4 protein-coding genes are annotated in these 4702 nt (G+C 72.1%); all 4 read right to left on the bottom strand.

Annotated features, from left to right (window positions below; all coding sequences use genetic code 11):
* Positions 1 to 581: 581 nt before the first annotated feature.
* A complete protein-coding gene (locus tag AX737_RS01330) occupies positions 582 to 962 on the bottom strand; it encodes a hypothetical protein (protein WP_142586155.1) in 381 nt (126 codons plus the stop codon).
* 161 nt (positions 963 to 1123) lie between these two features.
* On the bottom strand, positions 1124 to 1462 hold the full coding sequence (locus AX737_RS01325) for a hypothetical protein (protein WP_012752981.1): 339 nt from the start codon (positions 1460 to 1462) through the stop codon (positions 1124 to 1126).
* 87 nt (positions 1463 to 1549) lie between these two features.
* A complete protein-coding gene (locus tag AX737_RS01320) occupies positions 1550 to 2104 on the bottom strand; it encodes a hypothetical protein (RefSeq protein WP_012752980.1) in 555 nt (184 codons plus the stop codon).
* A gap of 64 nt (positions 2105 to 2168) precedes the next feature.
* The coding region (locus tag AX737_RS01315) for a CusA/CzcA family heavy metal efflux RND transporter (protein WP_066918369.1) at positions 2169 to 4702 on the bottom strand (2534 nt) is incomplete at its 5' end.

Raw genomic sequence — 4702 nt, 5'->3', positions numbered from 1 at the left:
GGCGGGGACGGCCCGCGCCGCTATCGAGGCGACGATCGCCCGGGCGGCCGGCAAGCCGCTCAGCCTCTCGGACGGGCGCCTGTCCGGCCTGGACCTCAGGCGCGCGAACCTGCGCCCGTCCCGCTTGAACAGGGTCCTGCCGCGGGGGGGCGGTCTCCGCGTCGCGGCCCCCGACCAGGCCGGGCTCAAGACGGCCGACCTGGGCGGGGCGAAGCTCGTCGGCGCGCGTTTCTTCGGTCCGCAGGTCCGGGGGCGAACCCGCGCGGAGCCGACCGGAGCGGGGCCAGGACCGGCCGCGACTTCGGCGGGGCGAGCGCCGGCGGCGCGCTCCGCGCCGGCCCGCGCGGCGACGCCGCCGTCCGGAACGCTGACGCGAGCGGGGCCGGCCTGCGCCGGCGCAAGGGCTGGGACGCGACCCCGGATTGCGACGCGCTCGTCGCGAACCGCGCCGGGACCGACCCGGCCCACCGGACCGCCCCGGCGGATCGGTCCGACGCCTCTCCGAACGCCCGTCCCGCGCGGGCGCGAGGCCGCGTCGGCGTCCGTGCGTTCCGGGGGCAGGGCTCCGATCCCGCGGGCCGTTACCCTCCCTGGATCGCCTCTCCGTACCGGAACGTGGCGGAGCCGCCGTCCATCCTCAGCGTTCCGGACCCGGCGAACGAGCTCGTCCCGTCGGCCGACCCGGTGCCGCGCTGGCCATTGGAGCAATTTGCCCCGACGGATGCCGGCAGCCCCGCCCCGGACGGATGAAACAGGCCGCTGCAGGTCGTCCGCCCGTCGGTCGCGTAGAACTCGCGCCGCAGCAGCCGGGTGGTCACGCTGCCCGTGAGGCGCTCCCCCGACGGGAGATGCAGGGTGAACGGGACCGTCGCGTAGCCCGGAACATCGGGCACGTGCAGGCAGCCCGTCACGCCGGTGGCCAGCCCCCAGGCACACGCGAACCTCCTCCAGCCGATCATCACGATCCCTCCCCGCCCGTGCCGGTCCGACCGACGCCCGCGCATGGCCCGGCCGCGGATGGGCGCCGGCCGTTGCGCTCGCCGCCTTCGGCGGCCCGGATCCCCGGATTGCCCGCAGCGGCGTGGCCGCTGCACCGCCCCGACCGGCCCGGTGCCGAACCCGGCTAGATCCCGGGGCCGCGCAGTCGATGGTAGAGAGCCCTGACGGCATCCATGTAGTCCTGACCCGGGTTCTTGGCGCAGAAGGTGCGCAGGAAATGGACTTGGGCCTGAAGCGGGACGGACGGCGGTGTCAGGTCCAGGTCTTCATCGATTCCTGCCGGCGCACGAATCAGCGCTCCGCTCATGAAACCTTGCGCCCAGGCGAAGAAGTACAGCTCGGCAGCTTGGTTCGCGGAGATCTCCTGGTTGAACGCTGCGCAGGTCTGGGCGCCGATGCCGACGATCTTGGCCGTCGATCCTGCCTGCGCGGACATCACGACCATGACGCCGAGGGCCACCATCACTGTTCGTCGCATCGATGCTCCCCGTCGCTCCAGTTTCGTAGGATGAGCCGGAGCCAGCGCCGTCGAACGCCGGCCGGTGGGTGGTCATGGCGCCATCCGGCGGTCCCGGGATTCGAGCAGGTCGGAGGTATGGCGGGCGGCGGGGTGGCCGGTCGCCGCCTCGTGCGCCGACGAGCATTTCTCGTAGAGCTCGCCCGCGGCGACCATGACGATGCGTTTTCCGCCGCCTTCGGCGGGGCGGACCGCCAGGAGCGTGCGCCCCGCCGGCCACGTCACGGCGTTCGGCAGCCCGGCCTCCTGCGGCTCGCCGTAGCGCCGCACCCCCTCCCGGTAGATCGCCGCGTAGGCCGGCACGAGCTCGGCCTCCGCGAAGGGGCGGCTGAACCAGATGACCTGCTGCAGACCCTCGTCCCCGCAGACCTCCAGGACGACCTGCTCGGTATCGGGCCCGGAGGCCGGCGCCCGGCCCTGGAAATAGAACAGGGCCGTGACGTTCCCCTCCCGATCCGCCATGGACGGTTTCGGCACGGACGTCAGCGGACCCCAACGCAGGCCGAAGGGTGCCTCCCCGGCAAGCGCCCCCGGGATGCCGGCCGCCCCCAGGAACGCGGTGGCGAGCGCACGACGAAACGTCCGCATCACGGGGCTCCCCCTCGGGTCCGTCGCGACCGCGCCTCGCCGGTCCGGGGATGCATGGCCCGGGTCACTCGGCCGCCTGCCGGAGCCGCGCCCGCGCGCCGGCCGAAGCCTCCTCGGCCCGGCGCGGGGAGCGCGCGACCTCCTCGCCGCCGAAGCGCGCGTACAGGGCCGGCAGGACGACCAGGGTCAGCAAGGTGGCGCTGATCAGGCCGCCGATGACCACGGTCGCGAGCGGCCGCTGCACCTCGGCTCCGGTCTCGGTCGCGAGCGCCATCGGCACGAACCCGAGCGAGGCGACCAGCGCCGTCATCGCCACCGGCCGCAGCCGGGTCATGGCGCCCTCCAGGATCGCCTCGCGCCGCGGCCGCCCTTCCGCGACGAGCTGCTTGATGAAGGTCAGCATCACCAAGCCGTTCAGGACCGCCACGCCCGAGAGCGCGATGAAGCCCACCGCCGCCGGCACCGAGAACGGCATGCCCCGCAGCCACAGGGCCGCGATGCCGCCGGTCAGCGCCAGCGGCACGGCGCTGAACACCAGCAGCGCGTCCCGGGGCGAGCCCAGCGCCGAGTAGAGCAGCAGGAAGATCAGGGCGAAGCAGACCGGCACCACGATCATCAGGCGCTTGCGGGCCGAGGCGAGGTTCTCGAACTGGCCGCCCCAGGTCACGTCGTAGCCCGAGGGCAGCCGCACCTGGCTCGCGACCTTGGCCTGCGCCTCGGCGACGAGCGAGCCGATGTCGCGCCCGCGGACGTTCGCGGTCACGACCACCCGGCGCCGGCCGTTCTCGCGCGAGACCTGGTTCGGCCCTTCCGCGACGGAAAAACTCGCGACCTGCTTCAGGAGGACCGACGCGGCGCGCCCGTTCGGGCCGGGCGGCAGCGGCACCGGGATGTTCTCCAACGCCTCCCGGTTCTCGCGCACCTTGTCGCTGAGGCGCACGACGATGGGAAAGCGGCGGTCGCCCTCGAACACCAGCCCGGCGTCCTTGCCGCCGATGGCCGCCCCGATGACCTCCTGGACGGCGCCGGTGCTGAGCCCCAGCCGCGCCGCTTCCGCCTTGTTGATCTTGATCTCCAGGAAGGGCAGGCCCGCCGTCTGCTCGACCTTGACGTCCTCGGCCCCGTCGATGCCCCGCAGGATCTCGGCGATCTGGTCGGCCGCCTTCGTCATCGGCCCGAACTCCTCGCCGAACACCTTCACGGCGAGGTCGCCGCGGGCGCCCGCCAGCAGCTCGTTGAAGCGCAGCTGGATCGGCTGGGAGAACTCGAACACGTTCCCGGCCAGGGCGCCGACCGCCTTCTCGATCTTCTCCTGGAGCTCGGCCTTGGACAGGTCCGGGTCCGGCCACTCCTCCTGGGGCTTCAGGATCACGAAGGTGTCCGAGGAGTTCTGCGGCATCGGGTCGGACGCGACCTCGGCGGTGCCGGTCTTCGAGAAGACGTAGGCGACCTGCGGGAAGCGGCGGATCGCCTGCTCGATCTTGAGCTGCATCGCCTGCGACTGCGACAGCGAAGTCGAGGGGATGCGCAGCGCGTTCATGGCGATGCTCTTCTCGTCGAGCGTCGGGATGAACTCGGCGCCGAGCCGGGTGAAGAGCAGGCCGGCCCCGGCCAGCAGCAGCAACGCCGCGACGATGAACACCATCGGCGCCCGCACCGCCCCGGCCAGCACGGGCCGATAGGCCCATTTGAGGGCGCGGATGATGACATTGTCCTTCTCGGTGACGCGCCCGGTGATCACGATGGCGATCAGGGCCGGCACGAAGGTCAGCGACAGGACGAAGGCGGCGGCCAGCGCGATGATCACGGTCAGCGCCATCGGCTCGAACATCTTGCCCTCGACGCCCGTGAAGGTGAGGAGCGGCACGTAGACGAGGATGATGATCGCCTGCCCGTAGAGGGACGGCTTGATCATCTCCTCGGCCGAGGCCCGCACCGTGGCGAGGCGCTCCTCGGTGTCGAGGGTGCGACCGAGACCGTGCTGCTTCTCGGCGAGATGACGCAGGGCGTTCTCGGTGATGATGACCGCCCCGTCGACGATGAGGCCGAAGTCGAGGGCGCCGAGGCTCATCAGGTTGGCCGAGATTTTCGCCTCGACCATGCCGGTCATGGTCATCAGCATGGCGACGGGGATGACCAGCGCCGTGATGATGGCGGCCCGGATGTTGCCGAGCAGCAGGAACAGGATGACGATGACGAGGGCCGCGCCCTCCGCGAGGTTCTTGGCCACGGTCCTGATGGTGGCCTCGACCAGGAGCGTCCGGTTGAGGACCGTCTGGACCTCGACGCCGGGCGGAAGCGACTTGCGGATCTCCGTCATCTTGGCGTCGACCGCGGCCGCGACCGTGCGGCTGTTCTCGCCGATCAGCATCAGCGCGGTGCCGACGACGACCTCCTGCCCGTCCTCGCTGGCCGAGCCCGTGCGCAGGTCGCGCCCGATCCGGACCTCGGCGATGTCCTTGATCCGCACCGGCACGCCGCCGCGGGTGGTGACGAGGACGTTCTCGATCTCCCCCATGCTCTCCAGGCGCCCGGCCGCGCGCACGACGTAGCCCTCGCCGTTGTCCTCCAGGTAGCGGGCGCCCTGGTTGGCGTTGT

Source organism: Methylobacterium sp. CCH5-D2, from assembly GCF_001556475.1.
In the GTDB taxonomy this organism is placed as follows: Bacteria; Pseudomonadota; Alphaproteobacteria; order Rhizobiales; family Beijerinckiaceae; genus Methylobacterium; species Methylobacterium hispanicum.
This window is presented reverse-complemented; position numbering and strand designations above follow the sequence as displayed.